We start from the raw sequence: 26,878 nt of genomic DNA, 5'->3' as shown, positions 1-26,878 counted from the left end.
CCGGTCAGCGGAAGGCGCGGGCGGCGGCCACCAGCGCGTCGAACAGGCGCTGCTGGGCCGGGTCCGTCTCCGCGGTGTCCTCCGGATGCCACTGCACGGCCAGGAACCATCCCCGGTCACCGGGTGCCTCGACGGCCTCGACGGTGCCGTCGGCGGCGTGGGCGGTGGCGGTCAGGCCCGCGCCGAGCCGGTCGACGTGCTGGTGGTGGTAGCAGGACGCCTCGGTCGCCCCGGCCCCGATGACGTCCGCGACGACCGATCCGGGCGCGAGCCGCACCGGGTGGGTGAGATGCCGGTGCTCCCGGTCCGGGCCGCCCATGTCCTGGTGCAGGGTGCCGCCGCGCGCGGTGTTCACGACCTGCAGCCCGCGGCAGACCGCCAGCAGCGGCATCCCCGCCGCGCGGGCGTGTCGGGCGACTTCGAGGTCGAACGCGTCCTGCGCGTGGTCCACGTCGTAGACGGCGTCGTGGACGCAGGCGGCCCCGTAGCGGTGCGGCGAGAGGTCGCCGCCGCCGGGCAGCAGGACGCCGTCGAACCGGGCGAGGCGGGCGGCCGTCTCGGCGGGGTCGCAGCGGCCGTCGGGGGCGTGGGGGTGGAGGGTGGCGGGTTCGCCGCCCGCCCGCCAGAGCGCCTCGATGAGGGCGCGGGCGTTGACCTCGGCCGCGTACCGCAGGGCGGAGGTGGTGGCGGAGAACCGGGCCGGAACGGCGATGAGGGGACGGGTCGCGTGGTTCACAGCCGGATCCAGGTGGTCTTCAGCTCGGTGTACTTCTCCAGTGCGTGGGCGGACTTGTCGCGTCCGTTGCCGGACTGCTTCATGCCGCCGAAGGGCACGGTCAGGTCGCCCTCCTCGTAGCAGTTGACCCAGACCGTTCCGGCCCGCAGGGCACGTGCGACGCGGTGGGCCGTGGACAGGTCGGAGGTCCACAGGCCCGCCGCGAGGCCGTAGTCGGTGGCGTTGGCCAGGGCGACGGCCTCGTCGAGGTCGTCGAAGGGGAGGACGGACAGGACCGGCCCGAAGACCTCATCGCGCGCCAGTGCCGAGTCGGGATCCACCCGGTCGAAGACCGTGGGTCGCAGATACGTGCCGCCGGTCTCGGCCAGGGTGCGTTCACCACCGGTCCGCAGGCGCGCGCCGGCGTCGAGGGCGGCGTGGACGTGTCCGAGCACGCGGTCGAGGTGTTCCTCGCCGGCCAGTGCGCCCATCTCGGTCGAGGGGTCCAGGGGGTCGCCGACGCGCAGGGACCGGGCTCGCTCGACGACCGCCTCCGTGACGCGTTCGGCGATCGAGGAGTGCACCAGCAGCCGGGAGGGCGCGGTGCACATCTCTCCCTGGTTGAAGAAGATCCCCCAGGCCGCCGTGGCGGCGGCGGTCTCCAGGTCCGGGGCGTCGGGCAGGATGATGTTCGGGGACTTCCCGCCCAGTTCGAGCCAGACGCGCTTGAGGTTGGAGTCGGCCGCGTAGCGCAGGTAGTGACGCCCGACGGCCGTGGACCCGGTGAAGGCGAGCACGTCGACACCGGGGTGCAGCCCGAGGGCCCGTCCGGCGACGGGGCCGTCGCCGTTGACGACGTTGAGGACGCCGGGCGGAAGCCCCGCCTCACCGGCGATCCGGGCCAGGTGCAGAGCGGACAGGGGGCTGCGCTCGGAGGGCTTGAGCACGACCGAGCAGCCGGCCGCCAGGGCCGGGGCGATCTTCCATCCCGCCAGCGTCAGCGGGAAGTTCCAGGGGACGACCGCGCCGACGACGCCGGCGGGTTCGCGGGTGACGAGGGCGAGCGCGTCGGGTGCGGTGTGCGGGGAGGTGTCGGTGAGTTTGTCGGCCAGCTGCCCGTACCAGCGGAAGGTCGCGATCAGGGCGCGCAGCTCGATGTCGAAGGCGTCCGTGATCGGCTTGCCCATCTCCAGGCTGACGGTGAGCGCGAGATCGGCGCGCCGTTCCTCGACGAGGTCGGCGACGCGGGTGAGGACGCGTCCGCGTTCGGCGGGTGCGAGCCGTGGCCAGGGCCCGACGTCGAAGGCCCGGCGGGCGGCGGCGACGGCACGGTCGACGTCGGCGGCTCCGCCGTCGGCGACCTCGGCCAGCGGTCGGCCGTCCCGTGGCGAGACCACGGTGAACGTGCGGCCGCCCGCGTGGGCGGAGCCGTCGATGAGGTGGGAGCCGTCCAGTCGGAGCGTCCCGGCCCGGCGCGTCCAGGCGTCGTACGTGGCGTCCACCGTGGGCCTCCTTGTCGTGAAAAGTCGTTTCGGGTCAAACGATGTGCTCGTCAGGGTGGACCGACGTCCGCCCGGTACGGTCCGTGCCCCGGCGGTTCAGCGGTGGTCCCGGGTCAGCTCCCGGTCCGGTCCCCGCTGTCGGACGCGTCGGATGCCGGGGAGGCCAGGCTCCGCAGCAGCGACCGCAGCTCCGCCAGCGCCTCTTCGGTCACCTCCCGCTCACCGAAGACGAGTTGGTGCAGCACCAGGCCCTCCAGCGCGGCGAAGACGAGCCGGGACAGGCCCCGGTCGACCGGCCGGGACAACACCCGGGCCAGGTCGCGCCGCGCCGTCTCGAAGTACTCCTCGTACAGGGCGCGCAGCTGCGGCATCAGCTCCGGCCGGCGGCGGCTCTCCAGCAGCAGCTCGTACTGGAAGGCCTGGAGATCCGGCCCGGTCACGACCAGGTCCCCCAGCCCCGCGGCGAAGTCGTCCGCCGTGCCGCCGCCGGTGCCGAGGGCGTTGACCTTCAGCGACGAGCGGACGGCGTGGTCGACGGCCTCCTCGATGAGCGCGTCCCGGGAGCCGAAGTGGTGGACGACCAGCCCGTGGGTGACGCCCGCCTCCTCGGCGACGGCCCGGTAGGTCAGCTTGCGCAGCCCGCCCCGGGCCACCACGCGGACGGCGGCGTCCAGCAGGGCCGCCCGGCCCGAACCGTAGTTGGTGACGCGCTTGCGTGGGCTGCGCTCACCGGTGGGCTCGACGGGGTCGGTCATGCGGCCGACCCTACCGGCGGCCCCCGCTCAGCGCCTCGGCGGTCTGATGCCGCGGAACTCCCAGTCGCCGCCGAGCGCGGTCGACAGCACCTCCTCGGACGCGGTCGGCTGCGCCCCGACGTCGGCCCGGATGGGGGTGGGGCCGGTGACGACGTGGTTGGTGAGGGTGCCCAGCCCCTCGACCTCCACCTCGACGACGTCGCCGGGCCGCACGGGCCGGGAGTTGGCCGGGGTGCCGGACAGCAGGACGTCGCCGGGGTACAGCGTGATGGTGCGGGCGATGTCGGCGACGAGGTAGTGCATGTCCCACGTCATCTCGTCGGTGGAGCCGTCCTGGACGGTCTCGCCGTTGACGCGGGTGCGCAGGCGCTTGCCGCGGAAGTCCCAGTCGGTGACCAGCCCGGGGCCGAGCGGGCACAGCGTGTCGGAGCCCTTGACCCGCAGCATGGACCCGGCGTCGGTGTCCCGGAAGTCGTGCAGGCCGTAGTCGTTGGCCACGGTGTAGCCGGCGATGTACTGCCCGGCGTCCTCCGGGGCGACGTTGCGGGCGGTCCTGCCGATGACGATGGCGACCTCCCCCTCGTAGTTGAGCCACGCGCAGCCCTCGGGGCGCACGACCGCACCCCGGTGGCCGTTCAGCGCCGAGGTCGGCTTGTGGAAGTAGGTGGGGGTGTCGGGCAGCCCGATGCCGAACTCCTCGACCCGGCTGCGGTGGTTGAGGTGGACGGCGATCACCTTGGACGGGACGACCGGCGGCAGGTGGTGGGCGTCTTCGACGCGGACGCGGCGTCCGTCCCCGGCGACCAGGTCGTCGCCGTGGCGGACGGTCTCCACGGCTGCGCCGTCGAGGAGGATGCGGCGGTACTCGGGCATGGTGGAAGCCTTTCGGGAGGGGGCCTAGGCAGCGGCGGGATCGGAGGTGCGGGGGGCGGTCCAGCCGCCGGACGGCCGGTCGAACCAGAGCAGGACCTGGCCGGTGCCCACGGAGTTCTCGTACGCGCCGTACTGGCGCCCGGGAGCGGTGCACGCCTGCTCGCCGAGCGCCCCGGCCATCATCAGGTAGTGGAAGAAGCGGGCCTCGGGCTTGTAGGTCCAGAACTCGTCCATGGTGTCCAGGACCCGGTCGTGCCGGCCCCGGGTCAGCCAGTCGATGCGCTGCTCGTCGGCGGCCCGGGCCTCGGGGGTGAAGATGTGGGACGGGTCGCTGGCCTCGTGGTCGCGCAGTTCGCGCAGCGGCCAGAACGTGTGCGAGAGCGCTCCGGAGGCGATGACCAGGACGCGGCGGCCCGGCGTGGCGGCGATGCCGTCGGCCAGGGCGCGGCCGAGGCGCAGATGGTCCTCCATGTCCCCGGTCTGGCAGACACCGATGGTGATCCAGCGCTTGTCGGGCAGCCCCTCGCCGAGGTACTTCCACAGGTTCAGGGTGGCGTAGTAGATCGGCAGGTACGCGTCGTCGATCGGGGTGATCCAGGTGCCGTGCCGGTCGGCGAAGGAAGCGATGTTGCGGGCGAGTTCGGGGTCGCCGGGGAAGTCGTAGGGCATGCGGGACATGCCGCGCGGCAGTTCCTCCGAGGTGAACAGCCCGGCCCGGCGCGACTGGGCCGTCACGACGAACTCGACGGTGGTGGCCCAGTGCGAGTCGAGCACGACGACCGTGTCGTAGTCGTCGCGCGCGAAGACATCCCGGCGCAGCTCGCGGAGCCCGGTGACGAGGGTGATCTCCTTGCCCTCGTTCAGCTCCCGCCTGGTCTCCTCGGGGAGCACGATGGTGGGGACGTGGGCGAGCAGTCCCGCCCCGGTGATCTCACCCATGGTCCTGCCATCCCTTCGGGGCGGTGACGGTGTTCTTGAGGTCGCAGAAGAAGTCGAAGCTCCAGACGTCGCCCTCGCGCCCGACGCCCGACCGGCGGGAGCCGCCGAAGGGGGCCCGGAGGTCGCGGACGAAGAAGCAGTTGACCCAGACGGTGCCCGCCACCAGGCGCGCGGTGACGCGGTCGGCCCGTTCCCGGTCGCCGGTGGCCAGCGTGGCGGCCAGCCCGAAGCGGGTGTCGTTGGCGAGGGCGACGGCCTCGTCCTCGGTGCGGAACGTCTGCAGGGTCAGGACGGGGCCGAACACCTCCTCCTGGACGACCTCGGAGTCCTGCCGCACCCCGGTCAGGAGGGTGGGGGCGTAGTACTGCCCCGGTCCCCGGTGACCGCCGATGACGGCGCGCGCCCCGGCCGCGCGGGCGCGCTGCACGAAGCCGTCGATCTTCTCCAACTGGCGGGGATGGATGGTGGGGCCGATGTCGGTGCCCTCCTCGCGCGGGTCGCCCTGCCGCAGTCCGGACGCCTTGGCGACGAAGCGGTGGAGGAACTCCTCGGCGACGGCCTCCTCCACGAGGAGGCGGGTGGCCGCCAGGCAGACCTGGCCCGCGTTGTCGTACTGCTCGACGGCGAGGTCGACGGCCAGGTCCAGGTCGGCGTCGGCGAAGACCAGCAGCGGGGACTTGCCGCCGAGTTCGAGGCTGAGCGGGGTCAGGTTCGCGGCGGCCCGCGCCGCGATGTGCCGCGCGGTCGGCACCGAGCCGGTGAAGCTGATGCGGCGCACGTCGGGGTGACCGGTGAGGGCGTCGCCGATCTCGGCGCCGTACCCCTGCACCACGTTCAGGACGCCCGGCGGGAGTCCGGCCTCGGCGGCGATGTCGGCCAGCAGGGAGGCGGTCAGCGGGGTCCACTCGGCGGGCTTGAGGACGACCGTGTTCCCGGCGGCGAGCGCCGGGGCGACCTTCCAGGTGGCGAGCATCAGCGGCGCGTTCCACGGGGTGATCAGCACGCACGGGCCCGCCGGGTCCCAGGTGACGTGGTTGGTGTGGTCGCGGGTGGTGAAGTCCTCGTGCTCCAGGCCGAGCAGCCGGTCGGCGAAGAACCGGAAGTTGTGGGCGACGCGCGGCATGACGCCACGACGGTGCGAACGCAGCAGTGCGCCGTTGTCGGTCGTCTCGACGAGGGCGAGTTCCTCGGCGCGCCGCTCGACGCCGGCGGCCACGGCGTGCAGCAGCCGGGCCCGTTCCGCGCGGGGCGTGGCGGCCCAGCCGGGGAAGGCGGCCTTGGCGGCGGCCACGGCGGCGGCGGCCTCCGACGCCGTGGCCCGGGAGATCTCCCCCAGGGGCGCGCCGTCGATGGGTGAGACGTCGGTGAAGGTGTCGGTGGAGGCGACGCGTTCGCCGCCGATCCAGTGCCGGGTGTCGACGGCGACACCGGCGACGGTGGTGAGGTGTGCGCTCATGGCCTTGGGCTCCTGAGGGTCGTGCGGTGGGATGCGGTCACCGGGTGTCGGACGTGCGTGACTCCAGGAGCCGTCCGCCGTCCCACACCACGCCGACCTGCCGGTAGTAGGCGGCGATCGGCTCGCGGATCTCCAGCCGGGCCAGTTCCTCGGTGGGTGCCTCGAACAGCTCCAGTTCGGCCTGCCCCACCCAGGGTTGCCCGGCCTCGAACGAGGCGGCGCCGGACTCGACCAGTTCGTCCAGGGCCGGGCCCCCGCCCTTCTCGATCGAGGGCAGCCACCGGTGGTGCGCCATGGGGTGGCTGTTGACGAAGCCGTTGTGCTCGGACGGCTCGCGCAGGGTGACCACGGCCTGGGCGAGCCGCCGGTCGGCCGCCGCGAGGGTGGCGCCGAACCGGGCCCCGGCGGCGAGGCGCGGGGCGGGGCCGTAGGGGTGGGGGCGCGTCTGGTGGATGGAGCCGAGCTTCTTCGGGTAGCCCTGGTGCAGTCCGCGCGCGACGGCGAAGTCCTTGTCGACCCAGATGTACACGCAGCGGGTGTAGGTCCGCCCCCGGTAGGCGCAGCGGACGACGGCGAATGCCTCCTTGTACTGGGCGAGCACCGGATCGAGCAGCTCCCTGCCCGAGGTGGAGCAGGACTGCCAGTCCGCCCAGATCAGGGCGACGGCGCCGGGGTCCTCCTCGGCGAGTTCCAGTGGCGCGGGCAGGAGTTCGCGGACGCGGGCGGGGTCGGTGCGGTACTCGACGGTGAGCAGGTCGCCGGAGTAGTGCCACGGGGGCTCGGGGATGAGCGAGGAGTCACCCGTCGGGGTCTTGGGGTGGAGGAATCCACGGAGGCGGGTCACGGAGGCTCCTTGCGGGACGGGACGGGGAGGCGCGGCCGGGGCGGCCGACGGGGGCCGCGGCCCGGGGTGACCGAGGGCCGGGGGCGCTCGTCGGCGCGTGCGGGACGGCCGGGAACGGCGCGAAGGCGACAGTCGATCGTTTGGCTCCAAACAAGATAGGAAGGAGCACCTCCCGGGGTCAATAGCTATCCGGATGGATAAATTTCTGGCCCGTACCCCTTGTGGGACCACCGCGGCCGTCTCTACGTTGGGCACACCGAAGCCGCGCGCCGCCTCCTGCCCCCGAGCAGTCCGAGGCCGCCCCCTTCGTCCTTCACCCCGATCCCCCGGAGCCCACGGCCCCGGGGCACCCGTTTCCCCCGAGGAGCCACCGGTGAGCGCATCCGACCCCGCAGCCGTCCGTCGTCGCGTGGAACAACTGGCCGCCGAGGGCGTCGACGTCGTCCGGGTGACCTATCCCGACCTCATCGGCACCGAACGGGCCCGGGACCTCCTTCTGGAGCACCTCCCGGACGCCTGCGAGCACGGCCTGGCCTTCTGCCGCGCCGTCTACCACACGAGCCCCCAGGGCGACACCGTGCCGGTGCCCGGCGGGCTGGACGCCGGACTGCCCGACATCTGCGTCACGCCCGACCTCGACACGCTGCGCCCGCTCCCCTGGGAGCCCGGAGTCGCCACCTGCCTCGGCGACGTCACGGACCCGGCCACCGGCCGACCCGCCCCGGAGTCCCCGCGCGAGCTGCTGCGCGCCGTTCTCGACCGGTGCGCCGCGGTGGGCCTGCACCCCGTCGTGGGACCGGAGCTGGAGTACTTCCTGTGCGACTCCGGCCCCGACGGCACCGGCTGGCGCCGCTACAGCGACGCGGCGGGCGTCATCTACACCGCCGGCCTGCGCGCGGACCCGGACAACCACCTGCTGCGCACCCTGCGGTCGCTGCGCGACACCGGCATCGGCGTCAGCGGCGGGAACCACGAGTACGACGGGGCGCAGTTCGAGATCAACCTCACCCACTCCGACGCCGCCTCGGCGGCCGACCGCGCCTTCGCCTTCAAGGCCGCCGTCAAGGAGCTCGCCCGCGCGGAGGGGCGGCTGGCCACGTTCATGGCCAAGCCCTTCAACGACACCGGCGGCTCGGGCTTCCACCTCCACCTGTCGTGCACCGACGACCGGGGCGGGAACACCTTCGCCGACCGCGCCGGACCGTACGGGCTGTCGGCCACCGCGCGCCACGCGGTAGCGGGCGTCCTCGCCCACGCGCCCGCCCTCGCCGCGCTGGCCAACCCGACGGTCAACTCCTACAAGCGGTTCGGGCCCGACACGCTCGCGCCCTGGCTGATCGACTGGGGGCTGGACAACCGCAGCGCCATGGTGCGCATCCCGCCCGAGCGCGACGCGGCCACGCGGTTCGAGGTGCGCCTGGGCGACGCGAGCGCCAATCCCTACCTGCTGATCGCGGGCACCATCGCCGCGGCCCTGCTCGGCGTCGCGGCCGGGGAGGAACCGCCCGCCCCGCTGGAGGGCTACGGCTACGACGCCGCTCGGGCCCCGCTCCTGCCGGCGACCCTGTCGGACGCCCTCGACGCACTGGAGGCGGACACGGCACTCGGCGAGCTGCTCGGCAAGGACTTCACCACTTCCTACCTGACCTACAAGCGCGACGAGATCGCCCGCTTCCGCCGCCACGTCACCGACTGGGAGTTCACGGAGTACGCCTACCACCTGTGACACGCCTCGGCCCGTCCCCCGCGCTCAGCGCGACGGGGGACGGGCCGTTGTGGTGCCGCCGCGGGTCAGGCGCCGTCGTGGCGGAAGAAGGTCTTCCCGGCGATCCGCCAGGTGCCGTCCGCCCGGACCAGGGAGAAGTGGTTGGTGAAGTCGTGGCCCTGGTAGCCGAACTCGTCGAGCACGGCGACGGCCACGTCGCCGCTCACCTCGACCGAGCGGATGGTGTACCGGTAGGACGGAACCCAGCGGGCCGTGTCCGTGTCGGCCGCCACCACCTCGCAGAACGCCTCGATCGGGGCGGAGACGAACTCCGCGCCCAGGTAGCCCCACATGTGGGCGTCCGGGCGGAAGGCGGCCCGGACGGCCGCCGGATCCGCGGCGCTCACCGCGCTCACGTAGGCCTCGACGGCCGACCGGACGCCGTCGTGCGCCACCGGCTGCTGCTCACTCATCGGTTCTTCCTCTCAGGTGCGGGCGGGCCGGCCGTGGTGGATCCAGACGCCCTTGGTCTCGGTGAACACGTTCAGCGCGGAGGAGCCCATCTCCCGGCCCCAGCCGCTGGACCCGAACCCGCCCCAGGGAGCCGCGGGGTCGGGTATCGGCGGCATGTTGACGAAGACCGCCCCCGCCCGGACGTCCGCCGCCAGCCGGTGGGCGGTGGACAGGTCACGCGTCCAGACGGCGGCGGCCAGGCCGTAGTGGGTGTCGTTGGCCCGGGCGGCGAGTTCGTCCTCGTCCTCGTAGGTGAGCACCGGCAGCACGGGTCCGAAGACCTCCTGCCGGGCCACGGACATGGCGTCCCGGACGCCCGACAGGACGGTGGGCCGGTAGAAGTGTCCCGCCGTCAGGTCCCCGTCGGCGCGGTCTCCCCCGGTGACCAGTTCCGCCCCCTCGGCCACACCGGCCCGCACCATGGCGTCCACCCGCCGCAGATGCTCGTCGGTCACCAGCGGCCCGAGCTGGGTGTCGGGTGCCAGACCGGGACCCAGCCGCAGGGCGCCCACGGCGGCCGCGAGCTTCTCGGTGAACTCCTCCGCCCGGTGGCGGTCGACGTAGAACCGGGCGTAGGCGGCGCAGACCTGCCCGCTGTTGAGCAGGGCCCCCTGCACGTTCCCGGCGACGGCGGCGTCGATGTCGGCGTCGCGGGCGACGATGCTGGGCGCCTTGCCGCCCAACTCCAGCGTGACGCGCTTCAGATCGCCCGCCGAGGCCCGCACGATCGCCTGCCCGACCTCGGTGGACCCGGTGAAGGAGACCTTGTCGACGCGGCGGTGCTCCACGAGGGCGCGGCCGGTCGAGGGCCCGCCGGTCAGGAGGTTGACCACCCCCGGCGGGAAGCCGGCCTCCTCGCACAGGCGCACCAGCCGCACACTCGTCAGCGGGGTCTGCTCGGCGGGCTTGAGGATCACGGTGTTGCCGCAGGCCAGGGCCGGCGCCAGCTTCCACGCCGCGATCATCAGGGGGAAGTTCCACGGGGTGATGAGCGCGCAGACGCCCACCGGTTCGCGGCGCGTGTAGTGCAACGTGTCCGGGAAGGAGACCGGCGCGACCGTCCCCTCGAGCTTGGTGACCCAGCCGGCGTAGTAGCGGAAGTGCTCCGCGGCCCCGGCCACGCTGACGCCCCGGGACACCGACAGCGGTTGCCCCTGGTCCCGGGTCTCCCACTCCGCCAGCGCCTCGGCGTCCCGTTCGATCAGTTCGGCGACGCGCCACAGCAGCCGGGCGCGTTCCGCCGCCGGCAGACCGGCCCACGCCGGGTCGCCGAGGGCCCGCCGTGCCGCGTCGACGGCGGCGTCGACGTCCGCGGTGCCGGCCTGGGCGCAGGTGCCCAGGGCGGCGCCGGTCGCCGGATCGCGGGTGGTGAACTCCGCCCCGTCGGCGGCGGCCGTCCACTCACCTCCGATGTGAAGCTGACCTCGCACATCCATACCTGATCCTTCTGGTGAACCTCGTCATGGACCGAACGACCGCGCGGTGCGGATCAGTCGGTGATCTTCTGCATCAACCGGTCGACGTAGGCGCGGTACTCCGGGATGAGCGCCCCGTCCGGGAACATCAGGGAGGTGACGCTGGCCCCGATGGCCACCGCGATGACCTCCTGCGCGAGGTGGGTCACCGCGGGGGCGTCGGCGGACTCGTCCGCGCCGCGTGCGGCGGCGATGCGCTCGGCGAGCCGGCCGCGCCAGTCCTGGAGGTGGGCGCGGTAGAGCGCGGCAAGCTCCTCGTTGGCCATCGAGTGCTCCCACAGGGCCAGCAGCACGCGCGCGGAGTCGATCCGGTACGTGTCCAGCGGCAGGGTCGCCTCGACGTCGTGACGGAGCGCCTCCCGTGGGTCGGCCGGCGTCTCGTCGGCGGCGATCCGCTCGTTCATCTCCGCGAGCACGCTCTGGAACGTGGCGGCCACGATGCTGTCCTTGCTGGGGAAGTACCGTTTCAGGGCCCCGTTGGCGTAGCCCGCCTCGGCGACGATGCTCCGCATCGTCGCCGCCTCGAAGCCACCCTGGATGATCAGCTTCTTCGCGACGGCGACGATCTCACGGCGTCGCTGGTCGTGGTCGATAATCTTCGGCATGGTCGTCCTACGGTACTGGCGGACCGGATGGTGAACGCAGCCCGAGCCGGCTGCGTCTGCGCTCGGCCTGGCGGGCCGGATCGGCGACCGGGGACGCGAGCAGCAGCCTGCGGGTGTAGGGGTGTTCGGGGTCGCGCGTGACCCTCTCGTTCGGTCCCGTCTCGACGCATTCGCCCTGGTACATGACCGAGACCCGGTGACAGATGCGGCGCACGACGCCCAGGTCGTGCGAGACGAAGAGGTAGGAGACACCGGTCTCGCGCTGGATGTCGATGAACAGGTCGATCACGGCCGCCTGCGTGGTCAGGTCCAGCGCGCTGACGGGTTCGTCGCAGACGATGAGGCGGGGACGGCGCACGAGCGCGCGGGCGATCGCGATGCGCTGGCGCTGGCCCCCGGAGAACTCGCTGGGGTAGCGCGTCACCGTGTCGGCGGGGAGCCGCACGTGGTCGAGCATCTCGACCACCGTCGCCCGGGCGGCGGCCTTGCCGACGCCCGAGGCCGTCAGGGGCTCGGCGAGGATCTGTCCGACGGTCATCGTCGGGTCCAGCGAACCGTAGGGGTCCTGGAAGACCACCTGGAGGTCGGCGGCCAGGCTGCGACGGGCGGCACCCTTGAGGTGGGTGATGTCCTGGCCGTCGAAGCGGATCGTGCCCGAGGTGACGTCGGCGAGTCCGAGGATGGCCTTGCCGAGCGTCGACTTGCCCGAGCCGCTCTCTCCGACCAGGCCGACGCACTCCCCCGTCCCGATGGTCATCGAGACGCCCTTGAGCGCGCGGAAGGTGTGGCGTCCGCGGCGGTAGTCCACGACGAGGTCGGCCACGTCCAGCAGCGGGGCGTCGTTCGTTTTCGCGGTCATGTGCGCACCGTCCGTCCGGCCTTGTTCCACGCCGCGTCGAGGTCGTCGCGGCTCTCGGTGTCGTCCAGCGAGGCCCGGATGAGCTCCGCCGTGTACGGGTCGGCCGGCTTGGCGAAGATCTCCTCGACCGCCCCGGTCTCGACGACCCGGCCGTGCCTCATCACCGCGACGCGGTCGCAGATGTCGGCGACCACACCGAAGTTGTGCGTGACGATGACGAGGGCCATGCCGTACTCCTCCTGCAACTCGCGCAGGAGTTCCAGGACCTCCGCCTGGACCGTGACGTCCAGCGCCGTCGTCGGCTCGTCGGCGACCAGGAGCTGCGGCTTGCCCGCGACGGCGCCGGCGATGAGGACGCGCTGTGCCATGCCCCCGGAGACCTGGTGCGGGTAGGAGGCCAGCACGCGGTCGGGGTCGTCGATGCCGACCCGCCGGAGGATCGACCGGGCCCGCTCCCCCGCCTGCGTCCTCGTCAGCCGGTGCACGGACCGCAGCGGCTCCGTGAGCTGGTGGCCGATCGTGTAGCAGGGGTCGAGGTTGCTCATCGGCTCCTGGGGGACGTAGCCCACGCGGGTGCCGAGCAGCGCGTGGCGTTTTGCCCGGGGCAGGTCTCCCACCGGCTCGCCGCCGATCCAGATGCCGTCCGCGCTCGTGTGCCCCTCGGCCGGGAGCAGGTCCAGGGCGGAGAAGACCGTCTGCGACTTGCCCGATCCGGACTCGCCGACGATGCCGAGCACCTCTCCGGGGGAGACGTCCAGGCAGACGCCGCGGACGACCTGCTTGTCCCCGTGCGGCGTGCGGTAGGTGACGCGGAGGTTCTCGATCCGCAGCGCGCTGTCCTCGACGGGGTGCTCCAGGCGTCCGGTGGCCGGGACCACCTCGACGTCGGGTGCCACGGCCCGCTTGCGGCGCCGGGAGACGGGCTCGGTGCGCACGCTGATCAGGTCGGCGAGGGTCGACCCCATGAACGCGAGGGCCGCGATCGTCAGGCCCAGCGCGGCCGAGGGCCACAGCAGGATCAGCGGGTGCGTGCCCATGGTCCGGAAGCCGTCGTTCATCATCTGGCCCCAGTCGGGGGTCGACGCGGTGCCGATGCCCAGGAACTGCAGACCGGTCTGCATGCCCATGGCGACGCCCGCGGTGAGCGCGGACTGGATGACCACCGGCGCCTGCACGGCCCGGACCATGTGGGCGTGCAGGACGCGGGTGTGGGTGAGGCCGGCCACCCGCGCGGCGTCGACGTAGGGCTCCTTGCGCACGGCCAGCGCCCGGGAACGGGAGATGCGGTAGTACCCGGGCGCCATGAACGCGCCCACCGTCATCATCAGCACCGTGAAGTCGGCCCCGGTGCCGGCGGCGACGATCAGCAGCACGATCATGCCGGGCACGGACTGGACGCCGTCGCTGATCGACGAGCAGATCCGGTCGGTGAGACCGCCGAAGTACCCGGCGGCCACTCCGGCGGGGACGCCGAGCAGGACGCCGACGAGGCAGGCGACGGCCGCTCCGTAGACGGTCGTGCGGGCGCCGTAGAGGAGCCGGCTGAAGATGTCCCGGCCGGCCGAGTCTCCGCCCATCAGGTGCTCGGCGCTCGGCGGTGCCTGGGTGAGGGAGAAGTCGACGAGGTTGGGGTCGTAGGGGGCCAGCAGCGGGGCGAAGAGCCCCGCCAGGACGATGAGCAGGAACACGGCCAGGGCCGTGACGCCGAGCGGGCGGCGCAGGAAGCGCGACCAGAGCCGCTGCTGCGCCGGAGCGCCGCCGCCCGGGGCCGGGTAGGAGGGGTCGGTCATATGTCGCGCACCTTCGGGTTGATCCACCCGAGCACGAGGTCGAGCAGGAAGTTGACGAGGACCACGAAGACGACCGTGACGGCGGTCAGTCCGAGCAGGATGGGGATGTCGCCGATCTGGGACGCCGACTGGGTGAGCTGGCCGATGCCCGGCAGGTTGAAGATGATCTCGACGACGATGGCTCCGCCCAGCAGCCCCACGAACATGACGGCGAGCACGGTGAGCGCGGCCGGCGAGGCGTTGCGCAGCACGTGCAGCGTCACGCGGCGCGTGGACAGGCCACGGGCGCGCAGCGTGCGGACGTAGTCCTGTTTGGTCACCTCGACGAAGCCGTTGCGGAGCTGCTCGGCGATCATGACGATCGCGCTGAGCGCCAGGGCGACGGCGGGCAGGGTGATGGAGCTGAGCCATCCGGACGCGGACTGCGTCAGCGGCACGTAGCCCACTGCGGGGAACCACTGCAGCCTGACCGCGAACAGCATCACGAGCACGAGGCTGACCCAGAAGCCCGGGAGGGCGAACAGGACGACCGAGGCGAGCTTGAGGACGCGGGCGAGGGCGCCGCCCGGGCGCAGTCCGGTGGCGACACCGACGGCGAGGCCGAGGGCGGCCGCCAGGACCGTCGCGGCGATCACGACCGACAGGGTGACCGGGACGCGCAGGGCGATCTGGTCCGAGACGGGCTGGAAGTTGCGCCACGAGGTCCCGAAGTCGCCGCGCAGGGCGTGCGAGAACCAGTCCCAGAACTGCACGAAGAGCGGGCGGTCCAGGCCGAGCTTCTCGTGCAGGGCGGCCCGCTGGGCGGGGGTGGCGCTGTTGCCGAGCAGGCCGGCGGTGGGGTCGCCGATGGCCAGGTGCGCCAGGAAGAAGGTGGCGGACGTGACGATCAACAGGAGGGCGACTCCTGACATCAGCCGCCGGATCGTGAATCTGAACATGGTGGGAGACCCCTCTGGGGGCCGGGGCCGTCCGCTTGAGGGACGGCCCCGGCCGGGACGGGAACTAGCCGCGCTGGATGAATCGGAGGGTCGGGAACATCATCCCGGTGATGGGCGTCACCGTGATGTCCTCGACGCTGAAGTAGGTGTTGTCGGCCTGGTACCAGACGCTCTGCCAGGCCTGTTCGGTGATCTCTTCGTTGAGCTCGCGGATCAGGGGCAGCTGGTCCGCACCGGTCGTGTCGAGCGCCTCGTCGACGAGCTTCTGGACCTCGGGGAAGTCCTGGGTCGAGGGGTTCGGGTTGAACCACTGCTCCGAGACGATGCGGCCGTCCATCGACGCCGCGGGGTTGGAGTCCAGGGCCAGGACGGCCACGAACATCGGGTAGGTGGCGGCGTTCTTCTGGTAGTCGGCCGGGGACAGGTCCTTCCAGGCGACCTTGATGCCGAGCTCGCCCAGGGTCTGCTCGACGGAGGGCTGCCACGGCTGGAAGATCGACGACATCGGCATCGTCACGTCGAATCCGTCCGCGTAGCCGGCGTCGGCCATGAGCTTCTTGGCCTGGTCCATGTCGTGCGCGTAACGGTCGTCGAGTGAGGGGTCGTGCACGGGGCCGCCGGCGGGGAAGACCTGGTTGGTCGCCGCTCCGGCGCCCTGGCCGACGGACTCGAGCATGGCCGCGCCGTCGAAGGCGTGGTTGATGGCCCGGCGCACCCGGACGTCTCCGAGCGGCTTGAGCCGCTCGCCGGTGCGGTCGGTGAACTGGATGCCCACCCAGGTGGCGACGTCGGCCGCGACGTTCCACCCGCGCTCCTTGGCGCGGGGGATGTCGGTGGCGTTGGCGTAGGCGACGTCGAGCTGGCCGGAGAGCATGGCGTTGAAGCTCGCCGTCGGGTCCGCGATGGGGAGCACGTGCAGGGTGGCGAACGGGTAGGTCTGGTCGTCCCAGTGCTCGGGCCGCTTGGTGAAGACGTACTCCGAACCCGGCGTGGAGGTGTTCGACTCGAAGGTGTAGGGACCGGAGCCGACGGGCTGGGTGGCCAGTGTCTCGGCCTTGATCGCGGCGGGCGAGGCGATCCAGCTGCGGCCCAGACCCATGTAGTACAGCAGGGCCTCGTCCTTCTGCTTCAGGTGCAGCGCGATGGTGTCCTCGTCCACCTCCTCGAACCGCTCGACGTTGGCGTAGGTGGCGCCGGAGCGGACACCGGCCTTGAGGTGTTCGAGGTTCCGCACGGCCGCCGCCGCGTCGAAGACCTCACCGTCGCTGAACGTGACGTCTTCGCGCAGCTCCATGGTGAGCTTCAGCCGGTCCGCCGAGTACTTCCACGACATGGCGAGCCCGGGGACGGGGTCGGAGTCCTCGTTCAGGGAGACCAGCGGGTCGTAGACGGCCGAGAGGTAGGGACCGTCGAATCCGATGTCGGCCTGGGCGGGGTCCCAGGACGTGACGTCGAGCAGGGTACCGATCTTGATATCGTCGTCGGTACCGGTGCCGCCGTCGGAGGGGGCAGTCGTGTTGGTACACGCGGCCATCGCGAATGCGGCGACCGCGGCGAGTGTGACTCTCCAGATTCTCTTCATGGAATCTTCTCTCGAGTATGAGGGGCGCTGGTGCCGGATCGACGGGGAGAGGAAACCGCCTTTCCTCTCCCCGTCACAGCCTTCGGCCCGCGGGGTGAGAGTGGCGCGTACGCGGGGGTTCATCTGCACGCCACCTCCCGCGTCGTGGCCGTTAGTCTACGGTCGTCGGCGAAAAAGGCAATGGGCCCGCCGCGCCGAAATCAACCGGTGACCGAATGGCCTTCCGACCGCGACCGGGGCGCTGGTCAGACGGCCTCCGCCACGACGACACGGGGGCTTCCCGGCAGGGCGATCACCTCGCGCCGCCGCCAGCCCGCCGCCTCCAGCCACGCCGTGACCTCGGACTCCGGGTAGACGACCGTGCCGTCGATGACGAAGTACTCACCAGCGTGCAGGGCGTCGATGGGGCGCTGACGGTCGCCGTCGTCCAGCAGGAAGTCCAGCAGCAGCAGCGTCGCGCCGGGGCGGGCGGCGTCCCGGGCCCCGGTGAGGATGGCGCGGTTCTGCTCGGCGGTGAACCGGTGGATCACGTGGTTGACCATGACGAGGTCGTGCTCCCCACCGGGCCGGGCCGACTCGGTCGGCGCGGGCTCGACCGTCGCGCGGTCGGCGAGCCCGGCCGCGTCGAGCGCCTGGTTCAGGGAGTCCGTGGAAGCCGGATCGAAGACGAAGCGGGCCGTGAGGGCGGGGTTGGCGCGCAACGCGTGGAGGGCGAACTCGGGCGAGAGCCCTCCGAGGTCGAGCAGGTCCCGGTAGGGGCCGAAGTCGAAGGCGCGGGCCAGCATGGCGGCGTGCAGCGCGTTGTAGCGCATGACGCCGGCCATGAACGTCTTCCAGCGCTCCTCGTTCATCTCCAGCTCACCGGGCTTCGTCGCGTCGACGGTGGCGTCGAACTGCAGCCAGTGGCCGTAGCTGATCTCGTTGAGGAAGCCGAGGAAGGGGTGCAGGTCGAGCTCGCCGTCGCCACCGAGGTAGGCGGCGGCGTCCGGGGCGAGCCGGTACCGCCCGTCGCGGCGCTCCAGCAGCCCCAGTCCGTTCATGGCGTCGGCGAGGACGCGCACCATCTGCTCGCTGACCCCGGTCGCCCCGGCCAGGGCGGTGACGTCGCGCTCGCCGTCGGCGAGGGCGCGGAAGATCCCCGTGCGGGCGGCGGCGAAGAGCTGCTTGGCCCCCATGTAGCCGATCGCGATGTCGACGATGCGGTCGGGCGTGCGGGGCGTGGCCGGCGTGGCGGATGTGGTCATGTCGTCCTCCTGAAGGGTTGTCGTACCTACGGTGTGCGGCGCTGCGGCCGCTCGCGGGGTGCCGGTGGGGCTCACCAGGTGCCGTCCGCGGCGACGTCGCGGTCGAGCCACAGGTGGGCCGTGGCCTCCCGCAGCGTCTCCGCCCCCACCCGTTCGAGCAGCGCGATCGCGCCGACGTTGTCCTCGAGCTGGGCCTGCCGGGAGACCCCGACCAGGACGTTCGCGGTGGCGGGGTTGGCGAGGCAGAAGGCGATGCCCAGCTGGGCGGGCGTCGCCTCGAAGCTCTCGGCCAGCGCTCGCACCTCGCCGTAGGACGCGGCGACGCGCTCCCGGATGCCGCCGACGTCCGCGCCGATCTTGCGGCCCGGACGGAGGTTCCCCACCAGGACCCCGCCCTCGAAGACGTCGGAGGCCTGGAGGGCGAGCTCGCCGGAGTCGAACAGCGGCGCGTAGTAGCGCCCCTCCGCCATGGACCTGCGGGCCAGTCCGTACTTGAGCTGGGCGAACGACGGGGGCACCAGTCCGCGCCCGCGGGCGACGTCGATCGCGGCCCGCAGGTCGGTGAAGCGCCAGTTGTTGACGCCCCAGGTGGTGAACCGCCCGGCGTCGATCTGCTCGGCGACGTCGGTGACGACCCGCTCGACGTCGATGTCGTCGAGGTAGTCGCCGACGACGACCATGTCGGCGCTCTCGACGCCGACGCGCTCCAGCGACGTCTCCATCTGCTCGGTGAAACCCGTGGCGGGGTAGTCCCAGAGCCAGAGTTTGCCGCAGAACCGCCAGTCGGCGCGCGCGAGCCCGGCCTCCCGCACCGCGCGCCCGAAGATCAGGTCCGTGCGGGCGTTCTCGGCGTGCGGGCCCATGTTGTAGTGCGCGACGTCGAAGAAGGCGCAGTCGAGCTCGGCGGCCCGTGCGACCAGCTTGACCGCGTCGTCGAAGTCCATGCGGTCCCAGGTGTTCCAGGACCCGAGCGACACCACCGGGACCTCGGGGCCGTCCGGCCCCAGTCGGCGGCGGGGAATGGGCTGTGCAGTGCTCAAAGCTCCTCCCGGAAGCCTCGGCTTTTTTGTCTACGCTTGTATACTATACCGCTGACCGTGACATGGGTCACGGCTTGAGGGAGGCGACCATGCAAGAAGCACGCACCGTGCTCGTCACCGGCGGAGCGGGCGGGATCGGCCGCGCCGTGGCCGCGGCCTTCGCGGCCGCGGGCGACACCGTGGTGATCGCGGACCGGGACGCACAGCGCGTCCGGGAGACGGCCGAGGCCCTGGGCGTCGCGGGACAGGTTCTCGACATCACCGACGAGCCCTCCATCGCCCAGGGGCTCGACGCGGTGGAGAAGGAGCTCGGGCCGATCGGGGTGCTGGTCAACAACGCGGGCCTGCTCACGGTCCACGGCGCCCTCCTGGACCTGTCCGGTGCCGATCTGGAGACCGTCCTGCACACCAACGTCGTGGGCACGTTCCTGATGACCCAGCACGTCGCGCGCCGGATGGTCGGCCACGGCGCGGCGGGGGTGATCGTCAACGTCTCCTCGATCGGCGGACGGCAGCCGACGCCGGGCATGGGCGGCTACGAGAGCAGCAAGGCGGCCGTGGACGCACTCACCCGGTGGGCCGCGATCGAGCTGGCCGAGCACGGCATCCGCGTCAACGCCGTGGCGCCCGGCCCCGTGCTCACCGAGATGCTGGCCGTCGGCCTGCCCGAGGGCTCGCCGCAGCGCCGGGCCTGGGAGGACCGCATCCCGCTGCGCCGGCTGGCCTCGGTCGACGACGTCGCGGCGGCGGCCGTCTTCCTCGCCGGCCCGGGGGCCGGGCACATCACCGGAACGAGCCTGCCGGTGGACGGCGGCCAGCTGCTCACCTGAGGGCGCCGCGGCCGGGGCCCGCCGCCACCCGGGCGCGGGCCCCGGCCGGGGACCTCACACGGCCTTCGACGCCTCGACCCGCGCCCGGTGCTCGTAGACGACCCTGCCGTCCACCACGGTCAGCTCGACGCCGACGTCGGGCAGTTCGGCGGGGGTGACACCGAACGGGTCGGCCTCCAGGACACACAGGTCGGCGGCCATGCCCGGGGCGAGCATCCCCTTCCACGACGCGGCGTGGTCCTGCCGGGCGGGCTCCACGGTGTAGCAGCGCAGCAGCCGGTCCATCCGCCGCCGGGGGTCGGACGCGGGCCCCATCCAGGTGTCGGCGGCGGCGATCTGACGCCGCCAGTCCGGGGAGAGCACGGGCGCGTCGGAGGTCAGGCACAGGGGGACCTCCGCGTCGAGCGCGGCCCCCAGCGGCCACGCGGCCGCCGCCGAGCCGGGGCCGAGGGCGTCGTCCACCAGGTCCCGGGTCAGCAGCGCGATCTCCGGCTGCATGTCCAGTCCCACCCCGAGCGCGGCCATGCGGCGCAGCTGGGAGGCGGTGACCAGGTCGCCGTGGATGATGTAGTGGCCGAGGTCCACGTCGCGCTCGGCCCGGGCCGCCTCGAAGGCGTCGAGGGCGACCTGGACGGACCGGTCTCCGGTGGCGTGCACCCCGACCTGCCGGTCCGCGCGGTGTGCGGCGAGGATCATGCGCGTCAGGTTCGCCTCGCGGTCGGCGTCGTCATCACCGGCCACCAGGAGGGCGGAGCGGCCGCCGTCGGCGTAGCAGTGGTGCGTGTACGCGGAACGCATCGGCGGGATGCCGTCGGCGAATATCTTGACGCCGGCGAAGCGCAGCCACCGGGGGTCGCTCGTCGCGCCGTCGGTGGCGGCCATGCCGGTCAGGAAGCCGCCCAGCTCGCTCGGGCCGTCGAGTTCGCCGTAGAGCCACAGGACCGTGACCCGGGAGCGCAGCAGCCCCTCGGCCGCCAGGGCGCGGTACTGCGCCGCGACCGACGTGCCGAACGCCCCGGTCTCCCCGCGGTCCTCGCCGGGGCCGAGGCCGGGCTCGGTGTAGCTGGTGATGCCGAGGGAGGTGAGCAGCTCGCCGGCGCGCAGGATCGCCTGCCGCCGCTGCGCGTCGTCGGTCAGAGGGCGCAGCGGCGCGGGGCCGGCGCCACCGAGTTCACCGAAGAGCGTGTGCGGCCAGAGGGCGCCGAGCCACGTGGCGTGCAGATGGGCGTCGTTGATGCCGGGCAGAACCGCGCGCCCGGCGAGTTCGACCACCTCGGTCGAGGCGTCGGCGAGCGCGAGCACCTCCCGGTCGTCACCGACGCGCACGACGATCCCGTCACGCAGCGCGATGGCGGTGGCGCCCGGATCTCCGCCGTCCGGGGTCATGGTGTGGACGACGCCGCCCCGCAGGATCAGGTCGGCCGGTGCAGTTGGGGTGACGCCGTCGGCTGTGCGCACGGGGGCTCCTCGCGGCTCTCAGGGTCTCGACATTTGAGTCAACGTCCGTAGACTAACCCATCGTCGAGCCTCAGAAACCGCTCGATACCGAAGGAGTTCCGATGGATATCCCCTCCTCGACACGCGCGGCCGTCCTCACCGCACACGGCTCCGCGCTCGAGTTGATCGACCTGCCCCTGCCGGTGAGACCGGAACCGGGAGCCGCCCTCGTGCGCATCCTGTGCACCACGCTCTGCGGCACGGACATCGAGATCTGGTCGGGGAAGATGAGCTTCCCCGGCATGCTGCCGATGGTGCTCGGCCACGAGATGGTCGGCGAGATCGTCGCTGTCGGTGACGACGCCAGGGACGCGCTCGGTCGCGACCTGACCGTCGGCGACCGGATCGGCTGGTCGGAGTCGACCTGCGGCGCGTGCCACGGCTGCGCCGTCCTGCGGGAGCCGGTCGCCTGCTCCCACCGGGGCTACGGCTTCCTGCAGCGGTCCGACGCCCCGCCGTACGCGACGGCGGGGCTGAGCGAGTACGCCTACGTGGTGCCGCACGCGGCCAAGCTCCTCCTCCCGGAGTCGGTTCCCGACACCTGGGCCGCGATGGCCGGGTGCGCGGCGAAGACCGTGCTGCGGGCCTTCTCCCGGGTCGGCGGCGTACGTCCCGGTTCCCGCGTCGTCGTCCAGGGTTCGGGCGCGCTCGGACTCTTCGCCACGGCGGTGGCCCACCTCAGCGGCGCGGGGAAGGTGATCACGGTCGGTGCGCCGTCCACCCGCCTCGCCCTGGCGCGCGAGTTCGGCGCCGACGCGACGGTGGACATCGCCGAGGGCTCCGAGGCGACGGTGGCCCAGGTACGGGAACTCACCGGCGGCCACGGCGCGGACCTGGTGCTCGACTTCGCGGGCGCCCCCTCCGTAGGCCGGGAGGCGGTGGAGATGGCGGCCCAGCGCGGTCGCGTCGTCATCGTCGGCAGCACCGGGCCCGGCTCCGAGGCGCTCGCCCTCGGCACGGTGATGGGGAAGGAACTCAGCATCGTCGGCTCGCTCAACGGCGACATCGCCGACTACCACGACGCCATCGAATTCTTCACCTCCTTCCCCGAACGCATGCCGTGGGACCGGCTCTTCGGCCCGCGCGTCGGCCTGGCGGAGGCCTCGGCCCGCATCACCGCGATGAGCCGGCACGAGGAGATCAAGGCCGTCATCGACCCCCGGCTCACCTGAACGCCCCCCGAAAGGAACGTCCCGTGACCACCGCAGTACTCCCCCGGCGCCGTATCGGCACGAGCGAACTCGAAGCCTCCGCGCTGTCCCTGGGCTCCTGGCACACCTTCGACCGGATGGACTTCGCCGACGCCGTCACCCTGGTCCGCCACGCCCTGGACCAGGGTGTCAACCTCTTCGACGTGGGCGTCTACGGCATGCCCGGAAAGCCCCCCGTCTTCACCGACGTGCTGTGGGGCGCGATCATGCGGGCCGCCGCCGTCCCCCGGGACACCTACCTCGCCTCGGTGAAGCTGTGGATCGAGGCCTTCGACGGCGAGGGCTTCGCACCCCAGCTGAAGAACGCGTTCCTGCGGACCGGGCTGGACCACGCCGACCTGGTGATCCTCGGAGACCTGCGGCGCGAGGACGTCGCGCTGGAGGACCTGGTCGGCGACCTGAGCACCCTCATCGAGGCCGGACTGATCCGCGCCTGGGGCGTGAACAACTGGTCGGCGGGGAACATCCACGCCCTGCGCCGCATCGCCGCCGAACGCGGCGTGCCCGGCCCGCAGATCGCGCAGCTGAAGTACAGCGTGGCGCGCCGGGCCATCCCCGACGGGGAGCCGTTCGCCAAACTGTTCGCCGCGGGGCTGAGCATGCAGTCCTCCGACGTCCTGGAGGGCGGCATCCTGGCCGGGCGGACCTCCCCGGAGCGGGAGATCGGGCGCGACCCGGGGTCCGTGCGGGACGCCATCATCGCCACCGTGCCCGGCATCACCGAACTCGCCGGCGAGCTGGGCACGACGCCCGCGCAGCTCGCCGTCGCCTTCACGCTCACCCACCCCGCCAACGCCACCACGCTCGTCGGCGCGACCCGACTGGAGCAGGTGCGGCAGAACATCGCCGCCCTGGACCTGGTCGAGCGTGTCGGTGCCGAGCAGCTCCGTTCCCTCGTCGAGCCGTTCTGGGTCGACCGGGGCATCGTCGACCCGGAAGGCCCCTGACCGTGACCGCACAGCACCACACAGCCGACCCGGGCGGACGGGCGTCCTCCGGTCGCGGACCGCTGCCCGTCCCCTACGACCCGGAGCTCGAACCCGGCCTCGCGGCCTGCCGCGGCCTCATCGAGCGCATCCCGCTGCGCGCGGACACGATCCTCGCCAACCGCGCCCACTTCGCCACGCTCGTGCCCCCCGTCGAGGCGGCCATCGGGACGAGACCGGTGGTCTTCGAGCACCTCACCGTGCCCGGTCCGGACGGGGCGCCGGACCTGGAGCTGACGATCCTGCGACCGCGCGCGGGCGCCCGTGACGCACCCGGCGTCTACGGCATCCACGGTGGCGGGATGGTCCTCGGCAACCGGTTCTTCGGGCTCGCCGGACTCGTCGAGGACGTGGTGACGTTCGGCGCCGTCGCCGTGACCGTCGAGTACCGCCTCGCCCCCGAGCACCCCGCTCCGGCCGCCGCCGAGGACTGCTACGCGGGGCTGGTCTGGTTCGCCCGGAACGCCGCGTCGCTCGGTGTCGACCCCGCGCGCATCCTCGTCAGCGGCGCCAGTGCGGGCGGCGGCCTGAGTGCCGCCGTCGCGCTGATGGCCCGCGACCGCGGCGGCCCGCCGCTCGCCGGGCAGATCCTGGACTGCCCGATGATCGACGACCGCAACACCACCGTGTCGAGCCACCAGTACGACGGCATCGGCATCTGGGACCGCACGACCAACGACACCGGCTGGGACGCGCTGCTCGGCCCGGTCCGGGGCACCGACGCCGTCTCCCCCTACGCGGCGCCCTCCCGCGCCCGTGACCTCTCCGGACTCCCGCCCGCCTACATCTCCGTCGGCGCGGCCGAGGTGTTCCGCGACGAGGCCGTGGACTACGCCACCCGGATCTGGGCGACGGGCGGGCAGGCCGAACTGCAGGTGTGGGCCGGCGGGTACCACGGCTTCTCGGGGTTCTCGCCGGACACCGAGGTCTCCCGGGCCGCCGTGGCCGCACGGGAGTCGTGGATGCGGCGCGTCCTCGGCGCCACCGGCCGGTCCGGATGACGCCGTCCACGGCGCGGGGCGCGCGGGTCATGAGCGCGCGCCGCGCCGCGTTCGTCCTGGGGTCGATGGAGGTGTTCGGGCCGCTCTCGATGGACCTGTCCATGCCGCTGCTGCCCCAGCTCGCCCGCGACCTGGACACCAGCGACAGCCTGGCCCAGGCGTCGATGTCGGTGTGCATGCTCGGGCTCGCCTTCGGCCAGCTCGTGGCGGGTCCGCTCAGCGACCGGCTGGGCCGGCGGCGCCCGCTGATGTGGGGGGTCGCCCTCTTCACGGTGTTCTCGCTGCTGTGCGCGTTCGCCCCCTCCATCGAGGTCCTGCTCGTGACGCGGTTCCTGCAGGGCGTCACCGGGTCCGCGGGCGTCGTCATCGCCCTCGCCGCCGCCCGCGACATCACCTCGGGGATCGAGCTCGCGCGGCTGCTGAGCCTGCTCGCCCTGGTCGGGGCGCTGGCCCCGGTGCTGGCACCGGTCGCGGGCGGACAGCTCGCCGCGGTGCTGGACTGGCGCGGACTGTTCGTCGTCCTCGCCGCCGTGGGCGTCCTCCTGCTGGTCGTCGTCTGCACCCTGCTCCCGGAGACCCTCGCGCCCGAGCGGCGGCACGCGGGCGGATTCGCCGAGACCGGGAAACGTTTCGGCACCGTCCTGCGCGACCGGCTGTTCGTCTGCTATCTGCTGGTGGGGGCGTGCACCGGCACCGCGTTCTTCACCTACCTGGCGTCCATCAGCTTCGTGCTCCAGGACGGCTACCACCTCAGCCCGCAGGCGTTCAGCGTCGTCTTCGCGGTGAACGCGGTCGTCGCGATGCTCGGTGCGCTGGTCAACCGGGGTGTCGTGCGGCGGGCGGGGCCGGCGCGGATGTACGTCGTGGGCACGACCGCGACCGCCGTGGCCGCCGTGGGCCTGCTGCTCACGGTGCTGGGCGGGTTCGGCCTGGCCGTGCTGCTCGTCGTGCTGGCGCTCGTGCTGTTCTGCTACGGCGTGATCACTCCGAACGCCTCCTCGCTCGCCCTCGGCGGGCACGGGGAACGCGCCGGGACGGCGGCGGCCCTGCTGGGCATGTCGACCTTCGCCGTCGGGCCCCTCGTCGCCCCTCTCGTGGCGCTCGGCGGAGCGAGCGGCCTGACCCTGTCCCTGACCATGGCCGTCGCCGCATCGGTCGGGTGCCTGCTGGTGTGGGGTGCCGTACGACCCCGGCTGCGCCGTGCGGCCACGGCACCACCCGCCGAGGCGCGCTCGGGCGCTCCGCACTGACCCGCGGGCCCTCGGCGGGCCCGTCCCCCTCCCCGCGCTGCCGCCGGCGAACAACGCCGGCGGCAGCGCCGTGCCGTGCCGGCGTCCACGGACGGGGACGTGAGCGTGATCGCCCGGACTTCGCGCGCGGGCACCGCCACGGACACGACGAAGCGCCGGACCGCGTCGCGGTCCGGCGCTTCGTCCGGGAGGGGGCTCGGCGTGAGCCCCCGCGGCGGTGCCTCAGCCGTCCTTCCGGTCCGGCTCCACGATGCCCAGACCGTCCGCGCCGACCCGGACGGCCGACTCGTCCAGCACGGCGTCGACGACCGGCCGGGGGCGGCCGTCGAGGTCGAGGACCGGGGAGGCCTCCTTGTACCAGGACTCGATCACCGCGTTGCCCCAGAAGTCGCGGCGGCGATCGTCGCGCACGTTCCAGCGGTACGTCTCGTGGTCGGGGTCGCCGGTGTAGTAGTCGGAGGTGTAGATCTCCACCCGGTGGCCGTCGGGGTCGCGCAGGTAGAGGTAGAAGGCGTTGGAGACGCCGTGCCGACCGGGGCCGCGCTCGATGTGGTGCTCCTGGCGCTGGGAGCCGAAGAGGTCGGCGGTACGCAGCACCTGGTGCGACTCGTGCGTGGCCACGCCGACGTGGTGCAGCCGGGGCCCGGCGCCGCCGGTGAAGGCGACGTCGTGCACGGTCTGCTTGCGGTACATCCAGGCCGCGTAGAGCTCGTGCTCGTCGCCCTCGATCGTCTCCGAGCAGCCGAATCCGAGCGCCTCGTAGTGCGCGTAGGCGGCGGGGATGTCGGGGGTGCAGATGTTGAAGTGGTCCAGCCGGGCGATCTCGGCCCCACGGCGCAGGTCGTAGCGCTGGATGTGGCGCTCGGCGCGTTCGATGTCGTGGAAGAACTCCACGGGGAAGCCGAGCGGGTCGATGACCCGGACGGCGTCCCCGACGCCGGGCGTCCCGGTCCCCTTCGGGACGCGGCGGACGGGCAGGCCGAGGGCGGAGAAGTACGCCTCGGCACGGTCGACGTCCTCGCCGGTGCGGACCCGGTAGGAGAGGTGGTCCAGGGCCGCCGTCTCCCCCTGGCGCAGCACGAGGGAGTGGTGCGTGAGCTCGTCGGTGCCCCGCAGGCAGATCACGGACGCGTCCTCGTACTGGACGTGGAATCCGAGCATGTCGCACCAGAACCACCGGGCCCGGGCCAGGTCGGTGACGACCAGCTGGGCGTAGGCGGAGCGGACGACGTCGGGTGCGGTCGTCATGGGTGGTGACTCCTTAACGG

24 protein-coding genes are annotated in these 26,878 nt (G+C 72.8%); 6 read left to right on the top strand and 18 right to left on the bottom strand.

The window, feature by feature from the left end; genetic code table 11:
* Positions 1–4 precede the first annotated feature (4 nt).
* The 7 genes from IF129_RS20160 to IF129_RS20130 all read right to left on the bottom strand — a co-directional run bounded on the left by IF129_RS20160 (position 5) and on the right by IF129_RS20130 (position 7,084).
* A complete protein-coding gene (locus IF129_RS20160) occupies positions 5–736 on the bottom strand; it encodes a gamma-glutamyl-gamma-aminobutyrate hydrolase family protein (protein WP_318153856.1) in 732 nt (243 codons plus the stop codon).
* Positions 733–2,217, bottom strand: a complete 1,485-nt coding sequence (locus IF129_RS20155) for an aldehyde dehydrogenase (RefSeq protein WP_191211156.1) — start codon at positions 2,215–2,217, stop codon at positions 733–735. The genes IF129_RS20160 and IF129_RS20155 overlap by 4 nt, the downstream gene beginning before the upstream one ends.
* 113 nt (positions 2,218–2,330) lie before the next feature.
* Positions 2,331–2,972, bottom strand: a complete 642-nt coding sequence (locus IF129_RS20150; RefSeq protein ID WP_191211155.1) for a TetR/AcrR family transcriptional regulator — start codon at positions 2,970–2,972, stop codon at positions 2,331–2,333.
* Between the two features lie 27 nt (positions 2,973–2,999).
* Positions 3,000–3,845 (bottom strand): fumarylacetoacetate hydrolase family protein, encoded by an 846-nt coding sequence (locus tag IF129_RS20145; protein ID WP_191211154.1) that lies wholly within the window; start codon positions 3,843–3,845, stop codon positions 3,000–3,002.
* A gap of 24 nt (positions 3,846–3,869) precedes the next feature.
* Positions 3,870–4,784 (bottom strand): 3,4-dihydroxyphenylacetate 2,3-dioxygenase, encoded by a 915-nt coding sequence (locus tag IF129_RS20140; protein WP_191211153.1) that lies wholly within the window; start codon positions 4,782–4,784, stop codon positions 3,870–3,872.
* Positions 4,777–6,240, bottom strand: coding sequence for an aldehyde dehydrogenase (locus tag IF129_RS20135; protein ID WP_191211152.1), 1,464 nt, complete (start codon positions 6,238–6,240; stop codon positions 4,777–4,779). Before IF129_RS20135 ends, IF129_RS20140 begins: the two co-directional genes overlap by 8 nt.
* Before the next feature lie 37 nt (positions 6,241–6,277).
* Entirely contained in the window at positions 6,278–7,084 is an 807-nt protein-coding gene (locus IF129_RS20130; RefSeq protein WP_191211151.1) for an acetoacetate decarboxylase family protein, read from the bottom strand.
* A gap of 373 nt (positions 7,085–7,457) precedes the next feature.
* On the opposite strand from IF129_RS20130, the gene IF129_RS20125 reads away from it, so the two are divergent.
* The gene (locus tag IF129_RS20125) at positions 7,458–8,810 is read left to right on the top strand and encodes a glutamine synthetase family protein (protein ID WP_191211150.1); all 1,353 of its coding nucleotides are present in this window, start codon (positions 7,458–7,460) and stop codon (positions 8,808–8,810) included.
* 65 nt (positions 8,811–8,875) lie between these two features.
* Here IF129_RS20125 and IF129_RS20120 read toward each other — a convergent pair whose 3' ends face one another.
* The 9 genes from IF129_RS20120 to IF129_RS20080 all read right to left on the bottom strand — a co-directional run bounded on the left by IF129_RS20120 (position 8,876) and on the right by IF129_RS20080 (position 18,835).
* Positions 8,876–9,262 (bottom strand): nuclear transport factor 2 family protein, encoded by a 387-nt coding sequence (locus tag IF129_RS20120; RefSeq protein WP_191211149.1) that lies wholly within the window; start codon positions 9,260–9,262, stop codon positions 8,876–8,878.
* A gap of 12 nt (positions 9,263–9,274) precedes the next feature.
* Positions 9,275–10,738, bottom strand: a complete 1,464-nt coding sequence (locus tag IF129_RS20115) for an aldehyde dehydrogenase family protein (protein WP_191211148.1) — start codon at positions 10,736–10,738, stop codon at positions 9,275–9,277.
* A 53-nt stretch (positions 10,739–10,791) separates the two neighbouring features.
* A complete protein-coding gene (locus IF129_RS20110; protein ID WP_191211147.1) occupies positions 10,792–11,382 on the bottom strand; it encodes a TetR/AcrR family transcriptional regulator in 591 nt (196 codons plus the stop codon).
* A gap of 7 nt (positions 11,383–11,389) precedes the next feature.
* Positions 11,390–12,241: an ATP-binding cassette domain-containing protein gene (locus IF129_RS20105; protein ID WP_191211146.1), complete on the bottom strand. Its 852-nt coding sequence runs from the start codon at positions 12,239–12,241 to the stop codon at positions 11,390–11,392.
* Positions 12,238–14,031: a dipeptide/oligopeptide/nickel ABC transporter permease/ATP-binding protein gene (locus IF129_RS20100; RefSeq protein WP_191211145.1), complete on the bottom strand. Its 1,794-nt coding sequence runs from the start codon at positions 14,029–14,031 to the stop codon at positions 12,238–12,240. The genes IF129_RS20105 and IF129_RS20100 overlap by 4 nt, the downstream gene beginning before the upstream one ends.
* Complete coding sequence (locus IF129_RS20095; protein WP_191211144.1) at positions 14,028–14,969, bottom strand: ABC transporter permease; 942 nt, start codon at positions 14,967–14,969, stop codon at positions 14,028–14,030. The genes IF129_RS20100 and IF129_RS20095 overlap by 4 nt, the downstream gene beginning before the upstream one ends.
* A 64-nt stretch (positions 14,970–15,033) precedes the next feature.
* Positions 15,034–16,551: an ABC transporter substrate-binding protein gene (locus IF129_RS20090; RefSeq protein WP_191211143.1), complete on the bottom strand. Its 1,518-nt coding sequence runs from the start codon at positions 16,549–16,551 to the stop codon at positions 15,034–15,036.
* 245 nt (positions 16,552–16,796) lie between these two features.
* Complete coding sequence (locus tag IF129_RS20085; RefSeq protein WP_191211142.1) at positions 16,797–17,795, bottom strand: methyltransferase; 999 nt, start codon at positions 17,793–17,795, stop codon at positions 16,797–16,799.
* A gap of 71 nt (positions 17,796–17,866) precedes the next feature.
* Positions 17,867–18,835, bottom strand: a complete 969-nt coding sequence (locus IF129_RS20080; RefSeq protein ID WP_224755293.1) for an aldo/keto reductase — start codon at positions 18,833–18,835, stop codon at positions 17,867–17,869.
* A gap of 89 nt (positions 18,836–18,924) precedes the next feature.
* On the opposite strand from IF129_RS20080, the gene IF129_RS20075 reads away from it, so the two are divergent.
* Positions 18,925–19,665 (top strand): SDR family NAD(P)-dependent oxidoreductase, encoded by a 741-nt coding sequence (locus IF129_RS20075; RefSeq protein ID WP_191211141.1) that lies wholly within the window; start codon positions 18,925–18,927, stop codon positions 19,663–19,665.
* A 54-nt stretch (positions 19,666–19,719) separates the two neighbouring features.
* Here IF129_RS20075 and IF129_RS20070 read toward each other — a convergent pair whose 3' ends face one another.
* A complete protein-coding gene (locus tag IF129_RS20070; protein WP_318153854.1) occupies positions 19,720–21,123 on the bottom strand; it encodes an amidohydrolase in 1,404 nt (467 codons plus the stop codon).
* Between the two features lie 101 nt (positions 21,124–21,224).
* On the opposite strand from IF129_RS20070, the gene IF129_RS20065 reads away from it, so the two are divergent.
* From IF129_RS20065 to IF129_RS20050, 4 genes are read left to right on the top strand one after another with little or no spacing between them, the layout of a single operon-like run.
* Entirely contained in the window at positions 21,225–22,334 is a 1,110-nt protein-coding gene (locus IF129_RS20065) for a zinc-binding dehydrogenase (protein WP_191211140.1), read from the top strand.
* A gap of 23 nt (positions 22,335–22,357) precedes the next feature.
* Entirely contained in the window at positions 22,358–23,320 is a 963-nt protein-coding gene (locus IF129_RS20060) for an aldo/keto reductase (RefSeq protein WP_191211139.1), read from the top strand.
* 2 nt (positions 23,321–23,322) lie between these two features.
* Positions 23,323–24,360: an alpha/beta hydrolase gene (locus tag IF129_RS20055; RefSeq protein ID WP_318153853.1), complete on the top strand. Its 1,038-nt coding sequence runs from the start codon at positions 23,323–23,325 to the stop codon at positions 24,358–24,360.
* Between the two features lie 29 nt (positions 24,361–24,389).
* Positions 24,390–25,610, top strand: coding sequence for a multidrug effflux MFS transporter (locus IF129_RS20050; RefSeq protein ID WP_191211138.1), 1,221 nt, complete (start codon positions 24,390–24,392; stop codon positions 25,608–25,610).
* Between the two features lie 222 nt (positions 25,611–25,832).
* Here the strand turns inward: IF129_RS20050 and hpaD are convergent, their stop codons facing one another.
* A complete protein-coding gene (hpaD, locus tag IF129_RS20045; protein WP_191211137.1) occupies positions 25,833–26,858 on the bottom strand; it encodes a 3,4-dihydroxyphenylacetate 2,3-dioxygenase in 1,026 nt (341 codons plus the stop codon).
* Positions 26,859–26,878: the final 20 nt, after the last annotated feature.

This window comes from Streptomyces chumphonensis, assembly GCF_014779715.1.
Taxonomy (GTDB): Bacteria; Actinomycetota; Actinomycetes; order Streptomycetales; family Streptomycetaceae; genus Streptomyces; species Streptomyces chumphonensis.
The sequence above is the reverse complement of the archived record's forward strand: the minus strand, read 5'-3'. Positions and strand labels throughout refer to the sequence as shown.

Coding starts and splice junctions, on each gene's coding strand:
- IF129_RS20145 (WP_191211154.1), bottom strand. CDS start 3,845: ATGCCCGAGTACCGCCGCATCCTCCTCGACGGCGCAGCCGTGGAGACC.
- IF129_RS20075 (WP_191211141.1), top strand. CDS start 18,925: ATGCAAGAAGCACGCACCGTGCTCGTCACCGGCGGAGCGGGCGGGATC.
- IF129_RS20095 (WP_191211144.1), bottom strand. CDS start 14,969: ATGTTCAGATTCACGATCCGGCGGCTGATGTCAGGAGTCGCCCTCCTG.
- IF129_RS20135 (WP_191211152.1), bottom strand. CDS start 6,240: ATGAGCGCACACCTCACCACCGTCGCCGGTGTCGCCGTCGACACCCGG.
- IF129_RS20085 (WP_191211142.1), bottom strand. CDS start 17,795: ATGACCACATCCGCCACGCCGGCCACGCCCCGCACGCCCGACCGCATC.
- IF129_RS20150 (WP_191211155.1), bottom strand. CDS start 2,972: ATGACCGACCCCGTCGAGCCCACCGGTGAGCGCAGCCCACGCAAGCGC.
- IF129_RS20100 (WP_191211145.1), bottom strand. CDS start 14,031: ATGACCGACCCCTCCTACCCGGCCCCGGGCGGCGGCGCTCCGGCGCAG.
- IF129_RS20140 (WP_191211153.1), bottom strand. CDS start 4,784: ATGGGTGAGATCACCGGGGCGGGACTGCTCGCCCACGTCCCCACCATC.
- IF129_RS20120 (WP_191211149.1), bottom strand. CDS start 9,262: ATGAGTGAGCAGCAGCCGGTGGCGCACGACGGCGTCCGGTCGGCCGTC.
- IF129_RS20050 (WP_191211138.1), top strand. CDS start 24,390: ATGAGCGCGCGCCGCGCCGCGTTCGTCCTGGGGTCGATGGAGGTGTTC.
- IF129_RS20090 (WP_191211143.1), bottom strand. CDS start 16,551: ATGAAGAGAATCTGGAGAGTCACACTCGCCGCGGTCGCCGCATTCGCG.
- IF129_RS20105 (WP_191211146.1), bottom strand. CDS start 12,241: ATGACCGCGAAAACGAACGACGCCCCGCTGCTGGACGTGGCCGACCTC.
- IF129_RS20110 (WP_191211147.1), bottom strand. CDS start 11,382: ATGCCGAAGATTATCGACCACGACCAGCGACGCCGTGAGATCGTCGCC.
- IF129_RS20115 (WP_191211148.1), bottom strand. CDS start 10,738: ATGGATGTGCGAGGTCAGCTTCACATCGGAGGTGAGTGGACGGCCGCC.
- IF129_RS20065 (WP_191211140.1), top strand. CDS start 21,225: ATGGATATCCCCTCCTCGACACGCGCGGCCGTCCTCACCGCACACGGC.
- hpaD (WP_191211137.1), bottom strand. CDS start 26,858: ATGACGACCGCACCCGACGTCGTCCGCTCCGCCTACGCCCAGCTGGTC.